At 59.8% G+C, this 24,833-nt stretch carries 26 protein-coding genes and 1 pseudogene; 10 read left to right on the forward strand and 17 right to left on the reverse strand.

The genetic code is table 11. The features are described 5' to 3' along the window. Window positions 1-144: 144 nt before the first annotated feature. The 3 genes from BK665_RS05960 to exbB are packed head-to-tail and all read right to left on the reverse strand — an operon-like array spanning window position 145 to window position 2,288. A complete protein-coding gene (locus tag BK665_RS05960) occupies window positions 145-891 on the reverse strand; it encodes an energy transducer TonB family protein (protein ID WP_123403763.1) in 747 nt (248 codons plus the stop codon). Beyond that, entirely contained in the window at window positions 888-1,316 is a 429-nt protein-coding gene (gene exbD, locus BK665_RS05965) for a TonB system transport protein ExbD (protein WP_123403765.1), read from the reverse strand. Before exbD ends, BK665_RS05960 begins: the two co-directional genes overlap by 4 nt. A gap of 6 nt (window positions 1,317-1,322) precedes the next feature. Further along, window positions 1,323-2,288, reverse strand: coding sequence for a tonB-system energizer ExbB (exbB, locus tag BK665_RS05970; RefSeq protein WP_123403767.1), 966 nt, complete (start codon window positions 2,286-2,288; stop codon window positions 1,323-1,325). Between the two features lie 189 nt (window positions 2,289-2,477). Here exbB and BK665_RS05975 point away from each other — a divergent pair, with 189 nt between their 5' ends. Further along, window positions 2,478-3,335 (forward strand): SDR family oxidoreductase, encoded by an 858-nt coding sequence (locus BK665_RS05975; RefSeq protein WP_123403769.1) that lies wholly within the window; start codon window positions 2,478-2,480, stop codon window positions 3,333-3,335. Window positions 3,336-3,475: 140 nt separating this feature from the next. Here the strand turns inward: BK665_RS05975 and BK665_RS05980 are convergent, their stop codons facing one another. The 6 genes from BK665_RS05980 to BK665_RS06005 all read right to left on the reverse strand — a co-directional run bounded on the left by BK665_RS05980 (window position 3,476) and on the right by BK665_RS06005 (window position 8,768). Next, a complete protein-coding gene (locus BK665_RS05980; RefSeq protein ID WP_123403771.1) occupies window positions 3,476-4,216 on the reverse strand; it encodes a putative periplasmic lipoprotein in 741 nt (246 codons plus the stop codon). A gap of 56 nt (window positions 4,217-4,272) precedes the next feature. After that, a complete protein-coding gene (gene ridA, locus BK665_RS05985) occupies window positions 4,273-4,653 on the reverse strand; it encodes a deaminase RidA (protein ID WP_003229509.1) in 381 nt (126 codons plus the stop codon). A gap of 24 nt (window positions 4,654-4,677) precedes the next feature. Then, complete coding sequence (spoT, locus tag BK665_RS05990) at window positions 4,678-6,783, reverse strand: bifunctional GTP diphosphokinase/guanosine-3',5'-bis pyrophosphate 3'-pyrophosphohydrolase (protein WP_123403773.1); 2,106 nt, start codon at window positions 6,781-6,783, stop codon at window positions 4,678-4,680. A 57-nt stretch (window positions 6,784-6,840) separates the two neighbouring features. Further along, entirely contained in the window at window positions 6,841-7,104 is a 264-nt protein-coding gene (rpoZ, locus tag BK665_RS05995) for a DNA-directed RNA polymerase subunit omega (RefSeq protein ID WP_007894670.1), read from the reverse strand. A 167-nt stretch (window positions 7,105-7,271) separates the two neighbouring features. Continuing rightward, on the reverse strand, window positions 7,272-7,892 hold the full coding sequence (gene gmk, locus BK665_RS06000) for a guanylate kinase (protein ID WP_123403775.1): 621 nt from the start codon (window positions 7,890-7,892) through the stop codon (window positions 7,272-7,274). 12 nt (window positions 7,893-7,904) lie between these two features. Further along, entirely contained in the window at window positions 7,905-8,768 is an 864-nt protein-coding gene (locus BK665_RS06005; protein ID WP_123403778.1) for a YicC/YloC family endoribonuclease, read from the reverse strand. A gap of 269 nt (window positions 8,769-9,037) precedes the next feature. Here BK665_RS06005 and rph point away from each other — a divergent pair, with 269 nt between their 5' ends. The 3 genes from rph (at window position 9,038) to gltS (ending at window position 11,730) form a co-directional block, all read left to right on the forward strand. Next, entirely contained in the window at window positions 9,038-9,760 is a 723-nt protein-coding gene (gene rph / locus BK665_RS06010) for a ribonuclease PH (RefSeq protein WP_046030686.1), read from the forward strand. A 29-nt stretch (window positions 9,761-9,789) separates the two neighbouring features. Next, window positions 9,790-10,158: a DUF4870 domain-containing protein gene (locus tag BK665_RS06015; RefSeq protein ID WP_123403780.1), complete on the forward strand. Its 369-nt coding sequence runs from the start codon at window positions 9,790-9,792 to the stop codon at window positions 10,156-10,158. A 366-nt stretch (window positions 10,159-10,524) separates the two neighbouring features. Continuing rightward, on the forward strand, window positions 10,525-11,730 hold the full coding sequence (gene gltS / locus BK665_RS06020) for a sodium/glutamate symporter (protein WP_123403782.1): 1,206 nt from the start codon (window positions 10,525-10,527) through the stop codon (window positions 11,728-11,730). A 79-nt stretch (window positions 11,731-11,809) separates the two neighbouring features. Here gltS and crc read toward each other — a convergent pair whose 3' ends face one another. After that, on the reverse strand, window positions 11,810-12,589 hold the full coding sequence (crc, locus tag BK665_RS06025; protein ID WP_007934608.1) for a catabolite repression control protein Crc: 780 nt from the start codon (window positions 12,587-12,589) through the stop codon (window positions 11,810-11,812). An 82-nt stretch (window positions 12,590-12,671) separates the two neighbouring features. Between crc and pyrE the strand changes: the two genes are divergently transcribed. Then, window positions 12,672-13,316 (forward strand): orotate phosphoribosyltransferase, encoded by a 645-nt coding sequence (gene pyrE / locus BK665_RS06030; RefSeq protein ID WP_123403784.1) that lies wholly within the window; start codon window positions 12,672-12,674, stop codon window positions 13,314-13,316. Window positions 13,317-13,480: 164 nt separating this feature from the next. Here pyrE and argB read toward each other — a convergent pair whose 3' ends face one another. The 5 genes and pseudogenes from argB to coaBC form a co-directional block, all read right to left on the reverse strand. Beyond that, window positions 13,481-14,386 (reverse strand): acetylglutamate kinase, encoded by a 906-nt coding sequence (gene argB / locus BK665_RS06035; protein WP_123403785.1) that lies wholly within the window; start codon window positions 14,384-14,386, stop codon window positions 13,481-13,483. 25 nt (window positions 14,387-14,411) lie between these two features. Next, window positions 14,412-15,788, reverse strand: a pseudogene (locus tag BK665_RS06040) (phosphomannomutase/phosphoglucomutase); the annotation flags it as partial. A 17-nt stretch (window positions 15,789-15,805) separates the two neighbouring features. Beyond that, complete coding sequence (locus tag BK665_RS34215; protein ID WP_148053195.1) at window positions 15,806-16,192, reverse strand: hypothetical protein; 387 nt, start codon at window positions 16,190-16,192, stop codon at window positions 15,806-15,808. Beyond that, window positions 16,143-16,598 (reverse strand): dUTP diphosphatase, encoded by a 456-nt coding sequence (dut, locus tag BK665_RS06045; RefSeq protein WP_123403789.1) that lies wholly within the window; start codon window positions 16,596-16,598, stop codon window positions 16,143-16,145. Before dut ends, BK665_RS34215 begins: the two co-directional genes overlap by 50 nt. Window positions 16,599-16,603: 5 nt before the next feature. Further along, entirely contained in the window at window positions 16,604-17,812 is a 1,209-nt protein-coding gene (gene coaBC / locus BK665_RS06050) for a bifunctional phosphopantothenoylcysteine decarboxylase/phosphopantothenate--cysteine ligase CoaBC (protein ID WP_123403791.1), read from the reverse strand. A gap of 136 nt (window positions 17,813-17,948) precedes the next feature. On the opposite strand from coaBC, the gene radC reads away from it, so the two are divergent. Next, window positions 17,949-18,623: a RadC family protein gene (radC, locus tag BK665_RS06055; protein ID WP_123403793.1), complete on the forward strand. Its 675-nt coding sequence runs from the start codon at window positions 17,949-17,951 to the stop codon at window positions 18,621-18,623. Window positions 18,624-18,758: 135 nt separating this feature from the next. On the opposite strand, the gene BK665_RS06065 is transcribed toward radC, so the two are convergent. Further along, window positions 18,759-20,345, reverse strand: coding sequence for an ABC transporter substrate-binding protein (locus BK665_RS06065; protein ID WP_123403797.1), 1,587 nt, complete (start codon window positions 20,343-20,345; stop codon window positions 18,759-18,761). Between the two features lie 445 nt (window positions 20,346-20,790). Here BK665_RS06065 and rpmB point away from each other — a divergent pair, with 445 nt between their 5' ends. Beyond that, entirely contained in the window at window positions 20,791-21,024 is a 234-nt protein-coding gene (gene rpmB, locus BK665_RS06070) for a 50S ribosomal protein L28 (RefSeq protein WP_007894701.1), read from the forward strand. A gap of 11 nt (window positions 21,025-21,035) precedes the next feature. Beyond that, entirely contained in the window at window positions 21,036-21,191 is a 156-nt protein-coding gene (gene rpmG, locus BK665_RS06075; RefSeq protein WP_007894709.1) for a 50S ribosomal protein L33, read from the forward strand. 190 nt (window positions 21,192-21,381) lie between these two features. Here the strand turns inward: rpmG and BK665_RS06080 are convergent, their stop codons facing one another. Then, on the reverse strand, window positions 21,382-21,744 hold the full coding sequence (locus tag BK665_RS06080; protein WP_123403799.1) for a cupin domain-containing protein: 363 nt from the start codon (window positions 21,742-21,744) through the stop codon (window positions 21,382-21,384). A 238-nt stretch (window positions 21,745-21,982) separates the two neighbouring features. Between BK665_RS06080 and BK665_RS06085 the strand changes: the two genes are divergently transcribed. Continuing rightward, entirely contained in the window at window positions 21,983-23,476 is a 1,494-nt protein-coding gene (locus BK665_RS06085) for an aldehyde dehydrogenase (protein WP_123403801.1), read from the forward strand. Window positions 23,477-23,633: 157 nt separating this feature from the next. Then, the gene (locus BK665_RS06090; RefSeq protein WP_123403803.1) at window positions 23,634-24,779 is read left to right on the forward strand and encodes an MFS transporter; all 1,146 of its coding nucleotides are present in this window, start codon (window positions 23,634-23,636) and stop codon (window positions 24,777-24,779) included. Window positions 24,780-24,833: the final 54 nt, after the last annotated feature.

The raw sequence follows: 24,833 nt of genomic DNA on the forward strand, positions 1-24,833 counted from the left end.
AAAACGTAAAGGATGTCCCCGGTTTCGTTTGTAAAGGATGTTCCCGTTTCTACATCGCGAAGAGGCCATTACATCCAACATCTCTGTTGGCTGATGCACCGCTTTCGCGAGCAAGCCGGCTCCCACATGGGGTCTGTGTGTTGCTTACCGCCGGCGTTCCAGCGAGTAAACGAACGGTGCAACAATTTCGATGGAGCCGTTGTTCAGCATGTCCGCCGGTGGCTTGGGCAGTGGCTGGGCACGTTTGATCATGTCCAAGGTCGCCCGGTCCAGGTCGGCGTTGCCGGAGCGGCCCACCAGTTCGAACGACAACACGTTGCCTTCAGCATCGACCACGAAACGCAGACGGTTCAACCCTTCCTTGCCCCGGGACTGCGCGCTGGCCGGGTACTTTTTGTACTTGGCCAAGTGCGCGAGCAGGGTGCCTTGCCAACTGGCCTTGGCGGCCTGCTGGGCGGGCGATGGACCTGGCGCTGGCTGTGCGGATTTCTCGGTCGGGGCCTGGGTCGGCTGCGCGTCGCTCGGTTTTTCCTCGGACGGCTTTTCCTTCGGCGGCTCCGGCTTTTTCTCTACAGGCTTGGGCGGTTGCGGCTTGGGCTTGGGTTTGACCGGTTTCGGCACGGCAATTTCTGCCTTAGGCACTTCCGCCAGTTTCGGGATCGGTAACTCTTCCACCGGCGCTGGTGGCTGCGGCGGCGTGATCACCTTCGGCGGTGCCGGTGGTGGCGGGGCTGGAACCGGTGCCAACTCGACCATCATCGCCTGCGGTGGCAATTCGATCGGTGGGCGCACCGTCCAGTTCACCGCCAGCGCAATGGCCAGCGCATGGACGCCCAGCACCACGGCCAGGCTCCCGCTGTAACGCGTCAGCTTATGGCGCGTCGTGATCATTTCTTGACTGCCGTCTCAAGCCCGACCAGACCCACCTTCAGGTAACCGGCGGAGCGCAGGTTGTCCATCACGCTCATCAGGTCGCCGTAATCCACGCCTTTATCGGCCTGGAAGAAGATCGTCGTGTCTTTCTTGCCCTTGGTCCGGGCGTCGAGGGTGGCGCCGAGTGCTCCGGCCTTCACTTCGTCTTCACCGAGGAACAGGCGCTGGTCAGCTTTTACACTGAGGAACACCGGTTTCTCCGGCCGTGGCGCCGGTTTGGCGCTGGAGGCGGGCAGGTCGACCTTGATGTCCACGGTGGCCAACGGCGCGGCGACCATGAAGATGATCAACAGCACCAGCATCACGTCGATAAACGGCGTGACGTTGATTTCGTGGTTCTCGGCCAGATCGTCGTCTGCGCCTTCTTTCAAATGCAAGCCCATGGCTGATTACCCTACTTTGACCACGTGGGGTTGCGTGGAGCGCTCAGCGGTCGGCAGGTGATCCAGATCACGGCTGACCAGCAACAGGACTTCAGCAGAGGCGTCCGACACCTGCGCCTTGTAACCGGCGATGGAGCGGGCGAAGACGTTGTAGATGACAACGGCAGGAATCGCGGCAACCAGACCCAGCGCAGTAGCCAACAGGGCTTCGGCGATGCCGGGAGCCACGACGGCGAGGTTGGTGGTCTGGGTTTTGGCAATGCCGATGAAGCTGTTCATGATGCCCCACACGGTGCCGAACAAACCTACGAACGGCGCGGTGGAACCGATGGTGGCGAGCACGCCGGTGCCGCTGCTCATGTTGCGACCGCAGGCGGCAACCAGACGCTCGAGGCGGAAGGCAACACGTTCCTTGATGCCTTCTTTCTCGCGGCTGTTGGCCGACAGGCGCATTTCTTCCAGGGCGTCGTGGACCAGCAGATGGGCGAGGGTGCCTTGCTTGGTCGCGGTGGCGCTGGCTTCTTTAAGGGTGGTGGCTTTCTTCAGGTGGACGATCTCACCGCGCAGACGACGCTTGGCGCCCATCAGTTCGAAGCCCTTGGCGATCCAGATGGTCCAGGTGATGATCGAAGCGATGGCCAGGCCGATCATCACGATTTTCACGATAATATCGGCGTTCTGGTACATGCCCCATGGCGACAGGTCGTGGGCCATGCCCAGGGAATTGTCCGGTTCGAGGACTTCTGGCGCGTCTTCGGCGTTGGCGTCCAAAGCCGGATCGGTTGCAGCAGGTGCTACGACGGGAGCGGCATGATCAGCCGGGGCCGCAGCCGTGGCGGCAGGAGCGGCTGGGGCTTGTGCATCAGCGAAAGCGGCGACAGGTGCCAGCATCAGGCTGAGCAGCAGAGCGGCCACAGCGCTCCAGGCGCGAGGTCGTTTGGTTGGCGAAGCGGGGAATTGATTGCGTGTCATGCTGGCCGGACCTGAGAGAAAAATAGGGTAAATGTTCTTCCAGGCCTCGTAAGGCCGAGAACAAAAGTGGCCGGCATTATTGCAAGTAATTCTTGTTAACAAAAGTAATGGCTTCTCTTTTTTTCCTCCATTGCTAGCCGCTCGTCCTGTGCGGGCGCTAGTCTGTACCTTTCCTGTGGGAGTTTTCTGATGTCCGCGCCATCTGTTTTGATCGCCGGCTGCGGTGATGTCGGCAGCCGTTTGGCCACGCAGTTGCTGGCTGCCGGGTGGGAGGTGCACGGCTTGCGGCGTGACATCTCGCGTCTGCCCGAAGGGGTGATTGGCGTTGCCGGTGACCTGTTCAACAAAGACTGCCCGCAAACCTGGCCCATCGGTGCGGTGGATTACCTGGTGTATTGCGCGGCGGCCACCGATCGTGATGAGGCGGGTTACCGCGCCGCTTATATTCAGGGTTTGCAGCACGTGCTGGAGTGGCTGGGCGATTACGGGCAAGTGCCCAATCGGTTGCTGTTCGTTTCCAGCAGCAGTGTTTATGGCCAGCAGGATGGCGAGTGGGTCGACGAGACTTCGCCGACCGTCGCGGCTGGTTATTCCGGGGCGGTGATGCTGGAGGCTGAGCAGGTTGCGCTCAATAGCGGCATCCCGGCGAGCATCGTGCGTCTGACCGGGATTTACGGTCCGGGACGCGAATTTCTGCTGACTCAGGTGCGTCGCGGCTATCGCGTGGCGATTGATCCGCCGTTATATGGCAACCGCATTCACTCGGACGATGCGGCGGGGTTGATGGCGTATCTGCTGGAGGCGGATCAGCGGGGTGTGGCGCTGGATGACATCTATATCGGTGTCGATGACGCGCCCGCGCCGCTGGCGGAAGTGGTGGGTTGGTTGCGCGAATACCTGGGCGTAACCGAATGGGCCGAGGAGGAGAGCGTGCGCCGCACGGGCAGCAAGCGTTGCAGTAATGCCCGGGCCAAGGCGTTGGGTTGGGCGCCGAAGTATCCGAGTTATCGCGAAGGCTACGCCGCGATTCTCGAATCCAGCCGCTAACTTCCAAACACCACAAACCAAATGTGGGAGCGGGCTTGCTCGCGAAGGGGCCATAACATTCAACATCTTCGTTGACTGTTAAGCCGCTTTCGCGAGCAAGCCCGCTCCCACAATGGTTTTGTGCAGGCTTTGAATCCGGTTTATTGCTTTTCCAGCAACCACTTGCGATCACCCGGCGTGAACTGCGGCATTTCATCCGCCTGCGCCGTGTTCACCGCCTGGAAAATCTCCAGTTCCTTGCCCTTGCGCGCAAAGATCCAGGTGTTGCCCTGGCCATTTTGCTGCAGCCACATATTGTCGTTGCCGCCGCTCATCGAGGCGCAGTCGCCCGCCAGGCACAGGGCATAACGGTCCGCACCCGGCAGGCCGGACACTTGGCCATCCGCCTGGAATTGTACGGTGCTGCCTTCACCCTGGCCGTTGACGATTTTCCAGCTGCCGCCCATGTAAGCCGTGTACAACGCGCGTTCGAAGCTGGCGCCAATCGGTGCCCCTTCCGGGACCGGAATCAAGGCACGGTCGAAGACTTGCGCGGGTTCGTTATCGTTAGCGACCTGGCTCAGTTGCTTGCCGTCGCGTCGCAGTTCGCTGGCGGAGCTGCCATAGAAGTCGACTTTCCAGGCGCCGGACTCATCCGCCAGCAGCTTGCCTTCGACGTTTTCAAAACCGTTGGTGTAGCGGGCCTGACCGGCCTTGGTGTTGACGTCCCATTCCAGGTTCGGACCGTAAGCCTGGAGCGCTTCGCGCAGGGGGCCGCCCTTGGAGGCAGCATCGATGGCCACCTGGTTGATCCAGGTGCCGCTGATGTCGCGGTCGGCAGGATTGCTGGCGCAGCCGCCGAGGAAAACGGCGAGCAAGGAGAGGGCAAGCGCTTTGCGCATGGTGGAATCCTTTCAAAACGAAAACGGCGCAGCCTGAGCAGGCTGCGCCGGATGTATTACTCGATGACCAGAATGGCGTCCATTTCTACCTGCGAACCCTTTGGCAGGGCAGCAACGCCGATGGCGGCGCGGGCAGGGTAGGGTTGGTCAAAGTATTTGCCCATGATCTCGTTGACCTTGGCGAAGTGGCTCAGATCGGTGAGGAAGATGTTCAGTTTGACGATGTCCTTGAACGAACCGCCAGCGGCTTCAGCCACGGCTTTCAGGTTCTCGAACACCTGGACGGTCTGGGCTTCGAAGCCTTCGACCAGTTCCATGGTTTTTGGGTCCAGGGGAATCTGACCCGACATGTAGACGGTATTGCCAGCCTTGATCGCCTGGGAATAAGTGCCGATGGCGGCCGGGGCTTTGTCGCTGGTGATAACAGTCTTGGTCATGAATGACTCCTTGTAATGGATGGGCTACGCACGCATGCGGGTGATGCGAATCACCCCGGTCAAGGCGCGCAGTTTCTTGATCACGCGGGCCAGGTGCACACGGTCGTGCACGCTGACCACCAGTTGGACCACGCTGATGCGACCATCGCGCTCGTCCATGCTGATTTTTTCGATATTGCCGTCGGCCGCGTTGACGCTGCTGGCCAGCAGGGCGATCAGGCCGCGCTGATGTTCCAGTTCGACGCGCAGCTCGACGTTGAATTCGCCGGTGACATCCTTGGCCCACGAGAGCTGGATGCATTTCTCCGGGTTGTGGCGGATTTCGCTGATGTTGCGGCAGTTGTCCAGGTGCACGACCATGCCTTTGCCGGCGGACAGGTGCCCGACAATCGGGTCGCCCGGGATCGGTGTGCAGCACTTGGCGTAGCTGAGCACCAGGCCCTCGGTGCCGCGAATCGCCAGCGGACCTTCCGCGCTCGGCAGTTGCTCGCCTTCGCCCAGCAGGCGGCGGGCGACCACATAGGCCATGCGGTTGCCCAGGCCAATGTCTTCGAGCAGGTCTTCGATCAGTTCGAGGCGGTACTCGGTGAGCATCGCCTTGACGCGCTCGGCCGGGACTTTGTCCAGGGAGCTGTCGAAACCGTTGAGCACCTTGTTCAGCAAACGCTCGCCGAGGCTGATGGATTCGGAGCGGCGTTGCAGTTTCAGCGCATGGCGGATGTGGGTCCGCGCCTTGCCGGTGACCACGAAATTGAGCCACGCCGGGTTCGGCCGTGCGCCAGGGGCGCTGACAATTTCGACCGTGGAGCCACTTTGCAGCGGTTCGGACAGTGGTGCGAGGCGGCGATTGATCCGGCAGGCGATGCAGCTATTGCCGACGTCGGTGTGCACCGCGTAAGCGAAATCCACCGCCGTGGAGCCTTTGGGCAGCTCCATGATCCGGCCTTTTGGCGTGAACACGTAGACCTCGTCCGGGAACAGGTCGATCTTCACGCTTTCGATGAATTCCAGCGAGTTGCCGGCGCGTTGCTGCATTTCCAGCACGCCTTTGACCCACTGGCGGGCGCGGGCGTGAGTGCCTTTAGGCTGCTCGTCGCCACTGGATTTGTACAGCCAATGGGCGGCGATGCCGTTGTTGGCCATCTCTTCCATTTCGCGGGTGCGGATCTGGATCTCGATCGGTACGCCGTGCATGCCGAACAATGTGGTGTGCAGCGACTGATAGCCGTTGGCCTTGGGGATCGCGATGTAATCCTTGAAGCGACCCGGCAACGGTTTGTACAAATTATGCACAGCACCCAGCACGCGGTAGCAGGTATCGACCTTGTCGACGATGATCCGGAACGCGTAGACGTCCATGATCTCGTTGAAGGCCCGACGCTTGCCGCGCATTTTCTTGTAGATGCCGTAGAGGTGTTTCTGGCGCCCGCTGACTTCGCCCTGGATTTCATCAATCGCCAGGCAGTGGCTCAGGGACTCTTCGATCTTGTTGACGATTTCCTTGCGGTTGCCCCGGGCGCGCTTGACCGCCTGGTTGATCCGCGCGGAACGCATCGGGTGCATGGCCTTGAAGCCGAGGTCTTCGAACTCTATGCGGATGGCGTGCATGCCCAGCCGATTGGCGATGGGCGCATAGATTTCCAGGGTTTCCTTGGCGATGCGCCGGCGTTTTTCGCCGGACAGCACTTCCAGCGTGCGCATGTTGTGCAGGCGGTCGGCGAGCTTGACCAGGATCACGCGAATATCGCGGGCCATGGCCATGGCCATTTTCTGGAAGTTTTCGGCCTGGGCCTCGGCCTTGGTCTCGAAGTTCATCTGGGTCAGTTTGCTGACCCCATCGACCAGTTCGGCCACGGTTTCGCCGAACTGCGCTTGCAGCGCCTCTTTGGCAATCCCGGTGTCTTCGATCACGTCATGCAGCATGGCTGCCATCAGGCTCTGATGGTCCATGTGCATGTCGGCAAGAATATTCGCCACGGCAAGAGGATGCGTGACGTACGCCTCGCCGCTACGGCGGCGTTGGCCGTCGTGGGCTTGTTCGGCGTAGAAATACGCTCGGCGGACCAGGTTCACCTGGTCCTTGCCGAGGTAGGTCGATAAGCGATCGGCGAGGGCGTCTATGCTCGGCATGATAACTCCTGCCGTTCGCTGTGACCCCGCGCCGTGCTACGTCGACCAGGCATAGGCTTAGACGGCCTCGTTGGACTCGTCCTCGAACGCTGCGAACAGCGGTTCGTCTTCGACGATTTCAGCATTGGCGATGAACTCATAGCTCATCAGGCCTTCAGCGATTTCACGCAGCGCTACAACGGTAGGCTTGTCGTTTTCCCACTGAACCAGTGGCTCTTTGCCGCCGGTGGCCAGTTGACGGGCACGTTTGGTGGACAGCATGACCAGCTCAAAACGGTTTTCCACGTGGTTCAGGCAGTCTTCAACGGTTACGCGGGCCATGGTATTCCTCGGAGCGAATGCAATATGCGCGCTGCCCGGTTGGGCGAGCGGACTCGACAGTTTAAAAAATCACCAGCGATTAGGGAAGCGCTGATTTTTTGACCAAGCCCTTCAACGCGCTGCAAGTGCCAATGTAAAGCCCTTGCAGCGGTTTTGGGAAGAGCTGTTTAGCCGAGCAATTCAGCCAAAAGTTTTCCGTTACGTTGCTGCTGGCGTTTCTGATGCAGCTGATTGGCGCGGAAAATCGCCTTCAGATCATCCAGGGCATGGGCGAAATTGTCGTTGATGATCAGGTAGTCGTAGTCGACGTAGTGGCTCATCTCGCTGACGGCTTCCCGCATGCGGCCGTCAATAATCTCGTCGCTGTCCTGGCCGCGATTGGTCAGGCGCTGGTGCAAGGCTTCCAGGGACGGCGGCAGAATGAAGATCGAGCGGGCTTGCGGCATCAATTTGCGCACTTGCTCGGCGCCCTGCCAGTCGATTTCCAGGATCAGGTCGTGGCCCGCGTCCAGGGTCTGCTGCAGATGGCTTTGCGAGGTGCCGTAGAGATTGCCGAACACTTCGGCGCGCTCCAGGAAGTCACCGTGTTCGCCCATCTTCACGAATGCTTCGCGGGAGACGAAGTGATAGTTCACTCCGTCCACTTCACCGGGGCGCATGGCGCGGGTGGTGTGGGAAACCGAGACGCGGATCTCCTGGTCGGAGTCGGTCAGGGCCTTGACCAGGCTGCTCTTGCCCGCGCCCGAAGGGGCGGAAATGATGTAAAGGGTGCCGGTGCTGTGGGTCATGTCGGGGTGGCCTTACTCTATGTTCTGTACTTGTTCGCGCATCTGCTCGATCAACACTTTGAGGTTGACCGCAGCCTGAGTGCTGCGCGGGTCGAAGGCTTTGGAGCCCAGTGTGTTGGCTTCGCGGTTGAGTTCCTGCATCAGGAAGTCCAGGCGCCGACCGGCTGCGCCGCCGGACTTGAGTACCCGGCGAACTTCAATAATGTGGGTGCTCAGGCGATCCAGTTCTTCGGCGACGTCGCTCTTTTGCGCAAGCATGACCATTTCCTGCTCCAGGCGTTGCGGGTCCATCTCGGCTTTCATGTCGGCAAAGCGGTCGAGGACTTTCTGGCGCTGGGTGGCGAGCATCTGCGGGACCAGTTCGCGCAGGGTCACCACGTCTTCTTCAATGGAGGTCAGGCGCTCGTTGATCAGGCGTGCCAGCTCCGCGCCTTCGCGCTCGCGGCCGGCCTTCAGCTCTTTCAAGCCTTGATTGAATAGCGCCAGTGCCTCGGCATTCAGGGCTTGCGGGTCAGTAGCGTCGCCCACCAGCACGCCCGGCCAGGCCAGGACTTCCAGCGGGTTCAACGCTGCCGGGTTCTTGATCAGGCCGGCAATCGTTTCGGCGGCCGCGACCAATTGAGCGGCGCGCTCGCGATCCACTTGCAGGGTTTTGCCGGTGCTTTCTTCAGTAAAGCGCAGAGTGCATTCCAGCTTGCCTCGGGAAATGCCCTGGCGCAACGCTTCGCGGACCGCGCCTTCGAGGTCGCGAAAGGATTCCGGCAGGCGCAGGTGCGGCTCCAGGTAGCGGCTGTTGACCGAGCGCAGTTCCCAGCTCAGGGTGCCTTGGACGCCGGCGTTTTCGACGCGGGCAAAGGCGGTCATGCTGTGCACCATGGAGGACCTCGCAATGCAGGCCGGCGCGAAACCGTTGGGCTTCGCGGACCCGATATCAATGAATGTAAGCCGACTGGCAGCAAAGGCGCAGGATTGTAGCGCAGTGGGGCGGATGCGCCCAAACACACCCTGTGACAAAGGGCTGCACGCCGTCGGTTAAGCACTGTTCGCGGGCTTCAGCCGTCGGCCGGATTTTTTAGAAGTGCCCGTTCGTGGCTCACGGCTCTATAATGCTCCGCAGTTTTCCGTCCCCAGTACAGGTATTCCCTATGAAACGTCCAAGTGGTCGCGTTGCCGATCAGCTCCGCTCGATCCGCATTACCCGCAACTACACCAAACACGCCGAGGGTTCTGTGCTGGTCGAGTTCGGTGATACCAAAGTCATCTGCACCGTCAGCGTCGAGAACGGCGTGCCACGTTTCCTTAAAGGTCAGGGCCAAGGCTGGTTGACCGCTGAATACGGCATGCTGCCGCGCGCCACCGGCGAGCGTAACCAGCGTGAAGCGAGCCGTGGCAAGCAAGGCGGCCGTACCCTGGAAATCCAGCGTCTGATCGGCCGCTCCCTGCGCGCTGCGCTGGACATGTCGAAGCTGGGCGACGTCACCCTGTACGTCGATTGCGACGTGATCCAGGCTGACGGCGGCACCCGTACCGCGTCCATCACCGGCGCCATGGTTGCACTGGTCGATGCCTTGAAAGTGATCAAGAAGCGCGGCGGCCTGAAAGGCGGCGACCCGCTCAAGCAAATGATCGCCGCCGTTTCGGTCGGCATGTACCAGGGCGAACCTGTGCTTGACCTCGACTACCTGGAAGACTCGGCTGCCGAGACCGACCTGAACGTCGTGATGACCAGCACTGGCGGCTTCATCGAAGTCCAGGGCACCGCTGAAGGCGCGCCGTTCCAGCCGGAAGAGCTGAACGCCATGCTGGAACTGGCCAAGAAAGGCATGAACGAGATTTTCGAACTGCAAAAGGCTGCATTGGCTGACTGATCGAACCGTTCCACACCCAGGAGGGCGCCATGAGTGATGAACAACTGCCGCTTCCCACGCCGAGCCAAGAGGTTCGTCAGTGGGCGATGTTTTGTCACTTGTCCGCCTTGCTGGGGATCTGGATTCCGTTCGGCACCTTGATCGGCCCGCTGATCCTGTGGCAGATGAAGCGCGAGATGGACCCGTTCATCGATGCGCAGGGCAAGGAGGCGCTGAACTTTCAGCTCACCGTTGCCATTGCTTGCACCATCAGCTTCTTTTTGATGTTCATCATCATCGGGTTCTTCCTGTTTGGTCTGATCGCCATAGGTGCGTTGGTGCTGACGATCATTGCTGGCGTGAAAGCCAATGAAGGGGTGCCGTATCGGTATCCGTTTACTTGGCGGTTGATCAAGTAGGTCGCGATCGTGGTTTCAAACAAATGCCCTGACTTGTCGGGGCATTTGTTTATTTGCAATTAGATAAATGTCTCCAACTGTGTACTTTGATCGACAGTTGAGTTGAATGTTAACGCCCATTCAAAGTTATCGTCATTACACTTTTAGTCACAACTGCACAGCGCCAACATCGCCCATATGCTTGGCAATCAGACTGAGTGATTGATAAAGTTGCGCCAAGTCATATCTATCAAGAAATATTTCGATACGTTCAGGCCATTGACGGCCTCTGAATCTATATCCAATCACTGTTGAGACAATCAACGTATTCAATAGGCGTGCCCAGGTAAAAAGTTCGCCTCTGAATGTATATCTAAGAATATCCAAATGCTTCAGCTCGATTTCTATGGAACACTTGTGGCCGCCTCCTTAGTGCTTTTGCTGGGGCGTGGGCTTGTCACACATGTCGGTTTTCTACGCACTTACAATATTCCTGAACCGGTAGCGGGCGGCCTGGTAGTTGCCCTGGCGCTCTTAGGTTTGCGAGTCCTTGATATTGAAGTCCGTTTTGATACTTCTCTACAGACACCCCTGATGTTGGCGTTTTTTGCCACCATTGGCTTGAGTGCAGACTTCGCCAGCCTGAAGAAAGGCGGGCGCGTAGTGGGGATTTTTGTACTGGCGGTCACCGGACTTTTGGTGGTCCAGAATGCCATGGGCATCGGGCTCGCAACGGCGTTGGGGCTCGATCCGTTGATGGGCCTGCTGACAGGTTCGATTACGTTGGCGGGCGGGCACGGTACAGGCGCTGCGTGGGGAGCGACGTTCAGTGAGAAGTTCGGTCTGGCTTCCGCCTCTGAACTTGCGATGGCCTCTGCGACGTTTGGCTTGGTCCTGGGCGGTTTGATTGGTGGTCCGGTTGCTCGCCTGCTCATCAAGCGTGTCCATACACCTGGTTGCGAGCAAGAAAAGCCACGGCTGCCAAAGGGCTTTGAGCAACCGAACAAAGAACGCTCGATCACGCCATTTTCGTTTATTGAAACACTCGCTCTGATCGCCGTCAGCTTGTTGGCAGGCACCCTGCTCAATGGCCTGTTGCACGACACCGCATTTGAGTTGCCGACGTTCGTTTGCGTCTTGTTCGTGGGTGTGGTTTTACGCAACGGACTTTCAGCCCTTGGCCTTTATCAGGTGTTTGAGCGTGAAGTCTCAGTGCTGGGAAATGTCAGCTTGTCACTGTTTCTCGCGATCGCTCTGATGTCGCTCAAGCTGTGGGATCTGGCTGCGTTGGCTTTGCCGTTCTTTATTATCCTGGCGGCGCAAACGTTGGTCATGGCGCTGTTTGCGATTTTCGTGACGTTCAGGATGATGGGCAGTAACTATGATGCGGCGGTACTGGCGGCAGGGCATTGCGGTTTTGGCCTGGGGGCCACGCCAACGGCCATCGCTAACATGCAGGCAGTGACGCAGCGCTATGGGCCTTCGCAGATTGCGTTCCTGGTGGTGCCGATGGTGGGGGCTTTCTTCATCGACATCATCAATGTCATCGTGATCAAGTTGTACCTTGCGCTGCCGCTTTTTGCCGTTGGCTGAGGTTTGGGTCATGTCGACTGGCGCATAAAAAATGCCCGTATCTTGCGATACGGGCATTTTTTGTACTGCGAAACGACGCTTAGATGGTCAGCGTCCAGTCGTAGTCCACGATCAGCGGTGCATGCTGCGAGAACCGTGGCTGACGTGGCAGGCGCGCGCTGCGAACAAAGCGGCGCAGGCCTGGGGTCAGCAACTGGTAGTCGAAACGCCAGCCCAGGTTGAGCATCTCAGCCTGTTCGTTGTCCGGCCACCAGCTGTACTGGTCGCCTTCACGGCTGACCTCGCGCAGGGCATCGACATAACCCATGTTGCCGACAATCTCGTCCATCCAGGCACGTTCAGGTGCCAGGAAGCCCGGGGATTGCTGGCTGTCGCGCCAGTTCTTGATATCCAGCTTCTGTTGCGCCACGTACAGCGAGCCACAATAAATGTACTCGCGACGTTTGCGTCGCTGTTTATCCAGATAACGGGCGAAATCGTCCATTAGCTTGAACTTCTGGTTCAAGTCTTCATCGCCATTCTGCCCCGAAGGGAGCAGCAAGGTCGCGATGCTGACCTTATCGAAATCGGCTTGCAGGTAGCGCCCGTAGCGGTCGGCCGTCTCGAAGCCGAGACCGCTGATGACTGCCTTCGGTTGCAACCGCGAGTACAAAGCCACGCCACCCTGGGCGGGAACTTCGGCTTCGCAGGCATAAAGGAAGTAGCCATCCAGTTGGAAGGCTGGATCGTCCAGTTCAAAGGCGGAGGCGCGGGTGTCCTGCAGGCAGATGACGTCGGCATTCTGTGCTTGCAGCCAACTGAGCAAACCTCGCTCCACTGCAGCCTGAATACCATTGACGTTCACACTGATGATCCGCATAAATGGCCCCAAAAATCGCGTGCGTGTATGATACACGGCGTCAACCTAATTAGCTAAATCCGTGGTATTTGGGGTTTTTTTCATGCAAGCGTATCAGCGCGATTTCATTCGTTTTGCCATCGATCGCGGCGTTTTGCGCTTCGGTGAGTTCACCCTGAAGTCCGGGCGCACCAGTCCTTACTTCTTCAATGCCGGCCTGTTCAACTCCGGTTCGGCCCTGGCACAACTGGGTCGTTTCTACGCGGCAGCCATCGTCGAGAGCGGCATTCCCTTCGACGTGCTGTTTGGCCCTGCGTACAAAGGCATCCCGTTGGCGGCGACCACTGCGGTGGCGTTGGCCGAACATCACGGTCGCGACCTGCCATGGTGCTTCAATCGCAAGGAAGCCAAGGCCCACGGCGAAGGCGGCAGCCTGGTCGGCGCGCCGTTGACTGGCGATGTGCTGATCATCGACGACGTGATCACCGCCGGCACCGCGATCCGTGAAGTGATGCAGATCATCGCTTCCCAGGACGGCGCCAAGGCCGCGGGCGTGCTGATCGCCCTGAACCGTCAGGAGCGTGGCAACGGTGAATTGTCGGCGATCCAGGAAGTGGAGCGTGACTTCAAGATCCCGGTGATCAGCATCGTGTCGCTGACCCAGGTCCTGCAATTCCTGGCCGATGATCCGCAGCTCAAGCAGCATTTGCCAGCGGTAGAAGCCTACCGCGCACAGTTCGGCGTTTAACACCAATCCCTTGTGGGAGCGGGCTTGCTCGCGAAGAGGCCATTACATTCAACATCTTCGTTGACTGATACACCGCTTTCGCGAGCAAGCCCGCTCCCACAAGGATCGCAGGCAAAAAAGACCCCGCTCAGCCAGGCTGAGCGGGGTCTTTTTGTAGGTGTCGCTTACGGACGCTTGCGATTGCTGATCAAAGTACCCACACCGGTATCGGTGAAGATCTCAAGCAGAATCGCATTCGGCACCCGGCCGTCGATGATCAGCGAGCTGCCCACGCCGCCCTGTACCGCTTCCAGCGCGCAACGGATCTTCGGCAGCATGCCGCCGTAGATCGTGCCGTCGGCGATCAGATCGTCGACTTGCTGGGTGGTCAGGCCGGTGAGAACCGTGCCTTGCTTGTCCATCAGCCCGGCGATGTTGGTCAGCAGCATCAGCTTTTCAGCTTTCAGTGCTTCGGCCACCTTGCCCGCCACCAGGTCGGCGTTGATGTTGTACGACTCGCCGTTGGCACCCACGCCGATTGGCGCGATCACCGGGATGAAATCGCCTTTGACCAGCAGGTTCAGCAGGTCGGTGTTAATCCCGACCACTTCGCCCACTTGCCCGATGTCGATGATTTCCGGCTGGGTCATCTCCGGGGTCTGGCGGGTCACGGTGAGCTTTTTCGCACGGATCAGCTCGGCGTCTTTACCGGTCAGGCCGATGGCGCTGCCGCCATGACGGTTGATCAGGTTGACAATGTCCTTGTTCACCTGGCCGCCGAGGACCATTTCCACTACGTCCATGGTCTGCGCATCTGTCACGCGCATGCCGTCGATGAAGTGGCTCTCGATCGACAGACGCTTGAGCAGGTCGCCGATTTGCGGGCCGCCGCCGTGAACCACCACCGGGTTGATGCCCACGGCTTTCATCAGCACGATGTCGCGGGCGAAGCCGGTTTTCAGCTCCTCGCTTTCCATCGCGTTGCCGCCGTATTTGATCACCAGCGTCTTGCCGACATAGCGGCGAATGTAAGGCAGCGCTTCGGACAGGACCTTGGCGGTGTTGGCGGCGGCTTCGCGTTCGAGGGTCATTCAGGGCTCCGGGTGAATCAGAAGATCAAAACGGTAGTTGGAGATCAGGGGCAACACGCTTCAACTGGACTTTGAATACGTCCTTGATGCGCTGCAGTTCAGCCTCGTCATCAGCCTCGAAGCGCAGCACCAGCACCGGTGTGGTGTTGGAGGCGCGCACCAGGCCCCAGCCTTTGGCGTAGTCGACTCGCACGCCGTCGATGGTGGTCAGGTCGGCGCCTTCGCCCCACTTCGCGTCGTGCAGAGCATCAATGATGCTGAATTTGCTCTCTTCGGTCACATGGATATTGATTTCAGGCGTAGAAATATCGTTCGGGAAGGTCGCAAAGAGCTCTTCGGCGGTAGATTTTTCCTTGCTGAGGATCTCCAGCAACCGCGCGGCGCTGTAAATGCCGTCGTCGAAACCGAACCAGCGCTCCTTGAAGAAGATGTGCCCGCTCATTTCGCCGGCCAACAGGGCGCCGGTTTGTTTCATTTTCTTTTTGATCAACGAGTGACCGGTCTTCCACATTAGCGGACGACCACCGTATTCCTTGATCAGCGGCGTCAGGCGGCGGGTGCATTTGACGTCGAAGATGATTTCCGCGTTGGCATTGCGCGCCAGTACGTCGCGGGCAAACAGCATCAGCAGGCGGTCCGGGTAGACGATGCTGCCGGTGTTGGTCACCACGCCGACTCGGTCGCCGTCGCCGTCGAAGGCCAGGCCGATATCCGCGTTGGTTTCCTTGACCTTGGCGATCAGGTCCACGAGGTTTTCAGGCTTGCCCGGATCCGGGTGATGGTTCGGGAAGTTGCCGTCGACGTCGCAGAACAGCGGGATGACTTCGCAATTCAGCGCTTCGATCAGTTGCGGGGCGATTACGCCAGCCGCGCCGTTACCGCAATCGACCACCACTTTCAGGCGGCGGGCGAGCTTGATGTCCTGGACGATTTCGGTGTTGTAGCGATCGAGGATCTCGACCTTGGTGATGCTGCCCTTGCCGCTGGTCAGGTTGTTGGTCTTGAGGCGTTCGTGCAGGGCCTGGATCTGTTCGTTGGCCAAGGTGTCGCCGGCGATGACGATCTTGAAGCCGTTGTAGTTCGACGGGTTGTGGCTGCCGGTCAACATGACACCGGATTTGCCGGCCAGTACGTTGGCGGCGTAGTACAGGGCAGGCGTTGGCACCAGACCGACGTCGCTGACGTGGCAACCGCTGTCGGCCAGGCCTTGAATCAGGCGTTCGACCAGTTCCGGGCCGGACAGGCGACCGTCGCGGCCTACGGATACGTTGGGTTCGTCCTGAGCCAGGCTCTGGGCGCCGATGGCACGGCCGAGCCAGTAAGCGGTTTCACCGTTCAAGAATTCCGGGACGGTGCCGCGAATGTCATAGGCGCGGAAAATGCTGTCGGGGAACTTGGGTGCGACTTGGGCTGGGCTGCTCATCTGTGGGATTGCTCCATTTCGAAAGTGACTGGACCGACCTGCGAAGTGCTCGTGGGCAGGCTCAAACTGAAGGGTATGACGGCGTTTTCCACAGAGAGTTCGTGGTGTGCAAAGGCCATGACTCCAGCATCAGCGAGCATTTGGCTGGCCAATCCGTTGATTTCCAGTGGTAAACCTTTCAGATGACGGCTGTGCAATTTGTGCTGAATGAGCTGGCTTGCGCTTCCCCCTGTAGGAGCTGCCGAAGGCTGCGATCTTTTGATTTTGCTGTTTAAGATCAAGATCAAAAGATCGCAGCCTTCGGCAGCTCCTACGGGGGAGGGCCTCAGCGGATCAGTGGCTACCGGAATGCCCGAAGCCGCCAGCACCACGTTCGGTTTCAACGAACTCTTCGACCATCTCGAAATGCGCTTGAACCACCGGCACGAGAACCAGCTGAGCCAGACGCTCGCCCACTTCCAGGGTGAATTCCTTGTCGCTGCGGTTCCAGCACGAAACCATCAGCGGGCCTTGGTAATCGGAGTCGATCAACCCAACCAGGTTGCCCAGCACAATGCCGTGCTTATGGCCCAGGCCGGAGCGCGGCAGGATCAGCGCCGCCAGGCCCGGGTCACCGATGTAGACCGACAGGCCGGTAGGAATCAGCAGGGTTTCGCCCGGCTTGATCACGGTGTCTTTTTCCAGCATGGCGCGCAGGTCGAGGCCGGCGGAGCCAGGGGTGGCGTACTGTGGCAGCGGGAAATCGGTGCCGATGCGGGGGTCGAGGATCTTGGCTTGCAAAGCGTGCATGTAAATTAAACCTGGTTCAGACGGTCGGCGATAAAAGTGATCAGCTGGCGAGCAATCTTGCTCTTGCTGGTCTGGGCGAAAAGTGTGGCGTGCAGCTCCCGGTCGATCACGCTGCAGGCGTTTTCTTCGCTGTTGAAGCCAATACTCGGGTTGGCGACGTCGTTGGCGACGATCAAATCGAGGTTCTTGTCTTTCAACTTGCGCGCAGCGTAGTCGAGCAGGTGTTCGGTTTCGGCGGCGAAACCGACACTGAACGGACGGTCGGGACGGGTCGCGATGGTGGCCAGGATGTCTGGGTTACGCACCATTTGTAGCAACAAGCCGTCGCCGTTCGTAGGATCTTTCTTGAGTTTTTGTGGGGCGACGACTTCCGGGCGGTAGTCCGCGACCGCTGCCGAGGCGATGAACAGGTCGCAGGGGATCGCGGCCTCACAGGCGGCGAGCATGTCCCGGGCGCTGACCACATCGATACGCGTGACGCGATCAGGTGTCGGTAAGTGCACCGGGCCGGTGATCAGCGTCACGCGGGCGCCAGCCTCCACGGCAGCTTCGGCCAGGGCAAAGCCCATTTTCCCGGAGCTGTGGTTGGTGATGTAGCGCACCGGGTCGATGTTTTCCTGGGTCGGGCCAGCGGTAATCAGCACGTGTTTGCCGGTCAGGGCCTGACGCTGGAAGCAGTCCGCCGCGCACTGGGCGAGGTCGGTGGCTTCGAGCATGCGGCCCATGCCGACGTCGCCGCAGGCCTGGCTGCCGGAGGCCGGGCCGAAGGATTTGATGCCGCGGCTTTCGAGGATTTGCAGGTTGGCCTGGGTTGCAGGGTCGCGCCACATGGCCTGGTTCATCGCCGGGGCCACGGCGACCACCGCGTCGGTGGCCAGCACCAGGGTGGTCAGCAGGTCATTGGCAATGCCTTGGGCCAGACGGGCGATCAGGTCCGCGGTGGCAGGGGCGATCAGCACCAGATCGGCCCATTTGGCCAGCTCGATGTGGCCCATGGCGGCTTCGGCCGCAGGGTCCAGCAGGTCGAGGTGGACCGGGTGGCCGGACAAGGCCTGCATGGTCAGCGGGGTGATGAACTCGCTGCCGCCACGGGTCATGACCACGCGCACTTCGGCGCCCTGGTCGATCAGGCGGCGAACCAGGTCGGCGCTCTTGTAGGCAGCAATGCCGCCGCCGACGCCCAGAACGATGCGTTTCCGATACAGCCGCTGCATAGGTCTGCCTTTCATTTCGTTGATGACTGCAGGGCGAAACCCCCTCCCCAGGGATGAATTCGTCCGCAAAAAAGATGGGCTACGATATCACAGCGACCGCTACGGAACAGCGGCGCCCACAGACCATGGAGGTGTTATGAGTATTCGCGATTGGCCGGCGGCGGAGCGGCCGCGGGAGAGGTTATTGGAGTTGGGTTCGGCGAGTCTTTCGGATGCCGAGCTGCTGGCGATTTTTTTACGTACCGGGGTCTCCGGCAAAAGCGCGGTGGATTTGGCGCGGCACCTGTTGAGTCAGTTCGGCAGCCTGCGCTCACTGCTGGAGGCTGATCAAAAAACATTCAGCAAACAATTAGGGCTCGGACCCGCGAAATTTGCGCAATTGCAGGCAGTCCAGGAAATGGGCCGACGGCATTTGGCTGAGCACTCGCGGCTCAAATCGGCGCTGGAAAACCCGCAGGCCGTTCGTGATTACCTCAAGTCGATGCTGCGCCATGAGCAGCACGAGGTGTTTGGTTGCCTGTTTCTGGATTCCAAGCACCGGGTGCTGACGTTTGAAACGCTGTTTCGCGGCTCCATCGACAGCACCAGCGTGTATCCACGGCAAGTGGTTAAGCGCGCCCTGGCTCACAACGCCGCAGCGCTGATCCTGTGCCACAACCACCCCTCGGGCAACACCGACCCCAGCCAGGCGGACCGAATGCTGACCAAGCGCCTTCAGGAGGCGTTGGAGCTGGTTGATGTGCGGGTACTCGATCACTTCATCGTCGGGGATGGCGAGCCGTTGTCCATGGCGGAGTACGGCTGGATGTAGCGGGAAGCCCGACAAACACAAAACCCCTGTGGGAGCGGGCTTGCTCGCGAATGCGGTGTGTCAGCCAATATTGATGTCGACTGACATGGCCTCTTCGCGAGCAAGCCCGCTCCCACAGGTTTTGTGTAGGGCAGGTTATTTGAGGGTGACTTTGGAATAGTCCTGCCGGCCGAAAGGACTGACCGAGTAACCCTGCACATCCTTACGCGTCAACGCGAACGCAGTCGGATGCGCCAGCGGCAGCCACAGCGCCTGCTGCTGAATCTGCGCCTGGGCCTGTTCGTAGAGTTTGGTGCGCACGCCTTGTTCGCTGGTGGTTTTGCCGGCGCTGATCAGCTTGTCCAGGTCCTGGTTGCAGTAACGGGCGAAGTTGGTGCCGGACTTGACCGCCGCGCAGGAAAACTGCGGCGTGAGGAAGTTGTCCGGGTCGCCGTTGTCACCAGCCCAGCCCATGAACAGCAGGTCATGCTCGCCAGCCTTGGCGCGACGGATCAGCTCGCCCCATTCGATCACACGGATTTCGGCCTGAATGCCGATTTCCGCCAAGTCCGATTGCAGCAGTTGCGCACCGAGGCTCGGGTTTGGGTTCAGCAGGCTGCCGGAAGGGCGGGTCCAGATGGTGGTCTGGAAACCGTCCTTGAGCCCAGCCTTGGCCATCAACGCCTTGGCCTTCGCCACGTCGTGGGGATAGCCCGGCAGGCCTTTGGCGTAGCTCCAGGTGTTCGGCGGGTAAGGGCCGTTGGCGGCTTCGGCGGTATCTTCGAACACGGCTTTGAGGTAGTTGGCCTTGTCGAACGCGAGGTTGATGGCCTGGCGCACTTCAGGTTTGTCCAGCGGTGGATGCTGGCTGTTGATGCCGACGAAAGCGGTCATGAACGCGTCAGTCTTTTCCACATTCAGCGTCGGCTCTTGCTTGGCGGCCACCACATCCAGCGGTTTAGGCGACAGGGCGATCTGACACTCGTTGCGGCGCAATTTCTGCAACCGCACGTTGGCGTCCGGGGTAATGGCGAAGATCAGCGGGTCCACTGAAGGCTTGCCGCCGAAATAGTCCGGGTTGGCCTTGTAGCGAATCGAGGCGTCCTTCTGGAACCGGGTGAAGACGAACGGGCCGCTGCCGATTGGCTGGCTGTTGAGCTTCTCCGGGGTGCCGGCCTTCAGCAGTTTGTCAGCGTACTCAGCCGAATAGATCGAGGCGAAACCCATGCTCAGGGTGGCGAGGAAGGTCGAATCCGGGTGGTCGAGGGTGAAGCGCACGGTGAGCGGGTCGAGAGCGTCGATTTTTTTGATCAGCGCCGGCAGTTGCATCGACTGGGCATGGGGGAAGCCACTCTGGGCGACTTTGTGCCACGGGTGGGCCGGGTCGAGCATGCGGTCGAAGCTGAACTTGACGTCTTCGGCGCTCAAATCGCGAGTCGGGCTGAAGTATTCGGTTTTGTGGAACTTCACTTGCGGGTGCAACTTGAAGACGTAGGTCAGGCCGTCTGGCGTGACTTCCCAGCTGTCCGCGAGGCTGGCGACCACTTTGCCGCTGGCGGTATCGAAGTCCACCAGGCGATTCATCAGCACATCGGCCGAGGCATTGGTGGTGGTCAGCGAGTTGTACTGCACCACATCGAACCCTTCAGGGCTGGCCTCGGTACAGACGGTCAGGGCGGCGGCGTGGGCCAGCGGGCTCAGCAGCAGGGGGGCAAGCAGCAGCGGTAGGGCAGCGAGGCGCATGGTCGGATTCCTTTACAGATCGAAGGCCCATCTGCAAGTGCAGTCTGGAAAAGGCTTACCCTAGTGGGCTCTTTTGCAAATGACTATCCCCTTTTTCATTTTGCGGCGACTATAGGCGCCTGTTTCGGGTGTGCGACGGTTTGAAAACCTGAAAATTGGCGTGTTGGCCGATGCTCTGCGACGAGCGGTCGTCATCGACGACAGCCTTTGTCCAAGGCACTCGCAGCCCGGAAATTGGGCTTTTTGTGAATTCATCGCACACTGAATGTTGTTGCTCTGAGGTCTTTCTGGTATAAAGCAGCGCTCTTTTCTAGGGGCCCGGTTCCTTCACTGTAGGTGTAGCCGGTAAGACCTCTAAAGAAACGCGGCGCCTGGCGCCAAATGACTGAGAGATTAAGCGGCCAACCCATGCCGGGTTGGGCATGTGGTTTTAGAGGGCTGAGGCATGTCGAGAGTATGTCAAGTTACCGGTAAGGGTCCGGTGACTGGGAATAACATTTCCCACGCAAACAACAAAACCCGTCGTCGTTTCCTGCCGAACCTGCAGCATCACCGCTTCTGGGTTGAAGAAGAGAAACGTTTCGTGCGTCTGCGCGTATCTGCCAAAGGCATGCGTATCATCGACAAGCGTGGCATCACTGTCGTGCTGGCCGAAATCCGCAAAGCCGGCAAGATCTAAGGGAGCTAATCATGCGTGAATTGATTCGTTTGATTTCGAGCGCCGGTACTGGTCACTTCTACACTACCGACAAGAACAAGCGTACTACCCCGGACAAAATCGAGATCAAGAAATTTGATCCGGTTGTTCGCAAGCACGTGATCTACAAGGAAGGCAAAATCAAGTAATTGATTTTTCCGACTTACGAAAAAGGCCCGTATCGCGAGATACGGGCCTTTTTTGTTGCCTGTGGGTTATGGGCTGCCTGTCAGGACGCCTTCGCAGGCAAACCCGCTCCCACATTGGTTTTGTGAGTGCCACAAATCCCTGTGGGAGCGGGCTTGCTCGCGAAGAGGCCAGCCCAAACACCAAAAATCTTCAGGCCTTCTGTTCAAACACCACATAAATTTTGCGGCACGCCTCCAGCACTTCCCAAGTGCCCCGGAACCCGGCCGGAATCACAAAGCGATCACCCACCCGCAACGTCTTGCTGTTGCCATCGTTGTCTCGCAGCACCGACACGCCCTGAACAATCTCGCAGTATTCATGCTCGGTGTAGTTCACCAGCCATTGGCCGATTTCGCCTTCCCATACGCCGGCGCTCATCTGCCCGCAGGGGCTGTTGTAGTGGTTGTACACCGCTTGCTCGGGGTCGCCCTTGAGGACTTTGGCCGGGTCCGGCCGATAGCGATCGGGCTGGGTGGTGGCCTGGCTGAAGTCGACGACATCCTGGATATTCATTTTGTTGTAATCCCCCGTGATTGCGGCGCAATGGCTGAAAAGACCCAAAGTCTATGTTTATTAAAATGAACACTGCAAGGCCGTTTGCCGACCTTGTGTCAAATATATTGAAACAACCCCGGCCACTGGTTTAGGGTGGCAGGTGCCTCGGGCCGATAGCAGGCTGGCCGGGCAGAATTCCTGACAGCACCCGCGAAGAACGCGGGGCTCTCGTATTCAATAAGAGGAGGACACTCGAATGACCACCCTGACTCGTGCCGACTGGGAACAACGGGCTCGCGATCTGAAGATCGAAGGCCGCGCCTACATCAATGGCGAATACACCGATGCCGTCTCCAGCGAGACCTTCGAGTGCATCAGCCCGGTCGATGGCCGTCTGCTGGGCAAGATCGCCAGCTGTGACGCCGCCGACGCCCAGCGCGCCGTGGAAAACGCCCGCGCCACGTTCAATTCCGGCGTGTGGTCGCGCCTGGCGCCGACCAAACGCAAAGCCACCATGATTCGCTTCGCCGGCCTGCTCAAGCAGAATGCTGAAGAGCTGGCCCTGCTTGAAACCCTGGACATGGGCAAGCCGATCAGTGATTCCCTGTACATCGACGTTCCCGGCGCGGCGCAAGCCCTGAGCTGGAGCGGCGAAGCCATCGACAAGATCTACGACGAAGTCGCTGCTACCCCGCACGATCAACTGGGTCTGGTCACCCGCGAGCCGGTTGGCGTAGTCGGCGCCATCGTGCCGTGGAACTTCCCGTTGATGATGGCCTGCTGGAAACTCGGCCCGGCGCTGTCCACCGGTAACTCGGTGATCCTCAAGCCGTCGGAAAAATCCCCGCTGACCGCCATCCGCATCGCCGCACTGGCCGTTGAAGCCGGCATTCCGAAAGGCGTGCTCAACGTGCTGCCAGGCTACGGCCACACCGTCGGCAAGGCCCTGGCCCTGCACAACGACGTGGACACCCTGGTGTTCACCGGTTCGACCAAGATCGCCAAGCAACTGCTGATCTACTCCGGCGAATCGAACATGAAGCGCGTTTGGCTCGAAGCCGGCGGCAAGAGCCCGAACATCGTGTTCGCCGATGCCCCGGACCTGCAAGCGGCGGCTGAATCGGCGGCCGGCGCCATCGCCTTCAACCAGGGCGAAGTCTGCACCGCTGGTTCGCGTCTGCTGGTCGAGCGTTCGATCAAGGACACCTTCCTGCCGCTGGTGATCGAAGCGCTGAAAACCTGGAAGCCGGGCAACCCGCTGGACCCGGCGACCAACGTCGGCGCGCTGGTGGATACCCAACAGATGAACACCGTGCTGTCCTACATCGAATCCGGTCACACCGACGGCGCCAAACTGGTGGCTGGCGGCAAGCGCATCCTGCAGGAAACCGGCGGCACCTACGTTGAGCCGACGATTTTCGACGGCGTGAACAACGCGATGAAAATCGCCCAGGAAGAAATCTTTGGCCCGGTGTTGTCGGTCATCGCTTTCGATACCGCCGAAGAAGCCATTGCGATTGCCAACGACACGCCTTACGGCCTGGCCGCCGCAGTGTGGACCAAGGACATCTCCAAGGCGCACCTGACCGCCAAGGCCCTGCGTGCCGGTAGCGTGTGGGTCAACCAGTACGACGGTGGCGACATGACCGCACCGTTCGGTGGTTTCAAACAGTCGGGCAACGGTCGCGACAAGTCGCTGCACGCGTTCGACAAATACACCGAACTGAAGGCGACCTGGATCAAGTTGTAAGTACCACACAACGAAGATCCCCTGTGGGAGCGGGCTTGCTCGCGAAGGCGCCGTAACAGCCAACGATGATGTTGGATGTGATGGCCTCTTCGCGAGCAAGCCCGCTCCCACAGTTGTTTTGTGCCGTCTGAAAATAATATCCACAGGAGCGTGGAACATGCGTTGGGCGACTTATTTCGCCGTGTTGGCGTCTGTCTTGAGTGTCGGCCTGGCCCTGGGTGTCAGCATGCCGCTGGTGTCGTTTCGCCTGGAAAGCTGGGGCTACGGTTCCTTTGCGATCGGCGTGATGGCGGCGATGCCGGCCATTGGCGTGCTGCTGGGGGCGAAGATTTCCAGTCACCTGGCTGCGCGTTTCGGCACCGCGAATTTGATGCGTCTGTGCCTGTGGGGCGGGGCGGTGTCCATCGGTTTGCTGGCGCTGTTGCCGAGTTATCCGATCTGGCTGGTATTGCGCCTGATGATCGGGGTGATTCTGACCCTGGTCTTTATCCTCGGTGAAAGCTGGATCAACCAACTGGTGGTCGAAAAGTGGCGCGGGCGCTTGGTGGCGTTGTATGGCAGCAGCTATGCGTTGAGCCAACTGGGCGGGCCGCTGCTGTTGGGGGCTCTGGGTACGGAACACGATTACGGCTTCTGGGTCGGTGTCGGGTTATTGCTGACGGCGCCGTTGCTGTTGTTGGGCCGAAGCGGCGCACCGAGCAGTGAAGCCAGCAGCGTGACCTTCGGCGATTTGTGGACCTTCTGCCGTGGGCTGCCGGCGATTGCCTGGGCAGTGTCACTGTTCGCCGCGTTCGAAGCGATGATCCTGACCCTGTTGCCGGTGTACTGCCTGCGCCAGGGCTTCACCGCAGAAATTGCCCTGGCGATGGTCAGTACGGTGGTGGTCGGCGATGCCTTGCTGCAACTGCCCATCGGTGCGCTGGCGGATCGGTTGTCCCGGCGCAGTTTGTTCACCGGTTGCGCGGTGGTCCTGCTGGTGTCGAGCCTGGCGATTCCGCTGCTGATCGATACCTTGCTGATCTGGCCGCTGTGGGTGTTGTTCGGTGCCAGTGCTGGTGGCTTATTCACCCTGTCGCTGATTTTGATCGGCGAGCGCTACCGCGACGATGCACTGGTGCGGGCGAATGCCCATATTGCGCAGCTGTGGGGAATTGGGTGTCTGGTCGGGCCATTGGCGGCCGGGGCGGGGAGTCAGTGGATCAGCGGGCATGCGTTGCCATTGCTGATGGCGGTAGGGGCGTTGGGGTTGGTGATTCTGCTGATGCGCCAAGGGGCATTTGGTGCAGTGGCCGAGCCCGCATAAAACCCAACTTCCCAGTCAGCCACATCCCCCTTGTGGGAGCAGGCTTGCTCGCGA

The organism is Pseudomonas frederiksbergensis (genome assembly GCF_003732665.1).
GTDB classification, from domain to species: Bacteria; Pseudomonadota; Gammaproteobacteria; order Pseudomonadales; family Pseudomonadaceae; genus Aquipseudomonas; species Aquipseudomonas frederiksbergensis_G.